Source organism: Simplicispira metamorpha (genome assembly GCF_004341365.1).
Classification (GTDB): domain Bacteria; phylum Pseudomonadota; class Gammaproteobacteria; order Burkholderiales; family Burkholderiaceae_C; genus Simplicispira; species Simplicispira metamorpha.
In genome coordinates this window covers 1-1,212 of record NZ_SLXH01000064.1, presented here as the reverse complement: position 1 = coordinate 1,212, position 1,212 = coordinate 1, and the positions used below count along the sequence as shown (strand labels likewise).

The window sequence follows — 1,212 nt, the reverse complement described above, 5'->3', positions numbered from 1 at the left end:
CAGCAGAAGGAGAAAAACCCGAAGAAGAAGGCATGCCGCTGGGTGGTTGAGGCGTGCCACGGCTGGTTCAACCGGTTTCGCAAGCTGTTGGTGCGTTACGAAAAGCTGGAGCACACCTTTCTGGCGCTCAACCACCTAGCCGCTGCCATCATTACGCTGCGCAAGATCAGGTTGCCCGTTAATATTATTTACGGATAAATCCTAAGAATTAAGAGAGAAACAGGCCGCTAGCCCGCATAGAAATTGCGCAAGCAGCTACTTATTTTGTAGCAATCCATCCTGATAGTCAGACCCGCAAAGATTGGGCTTGGCTTCGGCTGGTTGCACGATGCAACTCCACGTCACTTTACCCTGATCAAGTGTCGGCTCTTGCAGCACGACCACTGCGAACTTGGTGTTTTGAATCACGATGGCACCGCCTGTTGTCACCCAACCGAAGTCGAATTTCATAGGGGCTAGACCAGACGGTGGAGGCAGTTGCAACGGGCCGGCCTGCGGCACAGGTTTCCCAGGATTCGCTATCAACGACTTGGCAATTTCAATCTTCAATGGCGCAGAGTGACCAACAACCAAACCAACGTAGTGGCGTGGTGTGACTTCATCCACATGATTGCAAGCTGCAACCAGTACAGCCATCAAAAAAATAGCCCACTTCCTCATCGTGTGCATGAGCATCCTGAGTCTCCGTTTTGAAGTGCTTTGTTGTACTGGTCAAGCAGTTGGCGCGTAATCATGGCCTCGGCCTTCGCGTCCAATTGGCGATGCAAAACTCCAAGCGGATTTCCCATCCTGATTCTTGTTATCGCCTTTCCGCCAATGCCTTGATTGACGTGCAGCATTTCATGCGCAAAGGTCTGCAGGAACTCACTTCGAATCATGTCCATTACGGGTGTTTTGCTATCCCCATACAAGTTTGAATTCAAGGTGATGTTGTTGCTCCAGTCGGTCATGCCTGCACCGTTCTCACCCATGTCGGCCATCGTAATTGACCTCGCCAATTTATCGAATTCACCGGGATTCGCGCACCGCAGCGTGGCAACCGCACTTCTGATTTCCTGATCAGTGGCCAAACCAAGCCTGTCGGTACGGGACAGAGGATTTCCGCCCACATAGCTGTACCGATTCCACCCACCTTCGAGTCCGATGGGGTCGGCCTGGGTGTACCGCCCCGTTACCGCATCGTAGTACCGATGCAGGTTGTAGCTCAACCCC

The 1,212-nt window shown here is 52.5% G+C and carries 3 protein-coding genes; 1 reads left to right on the top strand and 2 read right to left on the bottom strand.

Features of this window, described 5'->3' with window-relative positions:
* A partial coding sequence (locus tag EV674_RS17285; RefSeq protein WP_165887121.1) for a transposase occupies window positions 1-198 on the top strand: 198 nt, incomplete at its 5' end.
* A 57-nt stretch (window positions 199-255) separates the two neighbouring features.
* On the opposite strand, the gene EV674_RS17280 is transcribed toward EV674_RS17285, so the two are convergent.
* Entirely contained in the window at window positions 256-675 is a 420-nt protein-coding gene (locus EV674_RS17280) for a hypothetical protein (RefSeq protein WP_132750529.1), read from the bottom strand.
* The coding region (locus EV674_RS17870; RefSeq protein ID WP_243647388.1) for an RHS repeat-associated core domain-containing protein at window positions 657-1,212 on the bottom strand (556 nt) is incomplete at its 5' end. The genes EV674_RS17870 and EV674_RS17280, both read right to left, overlap by 19 nt.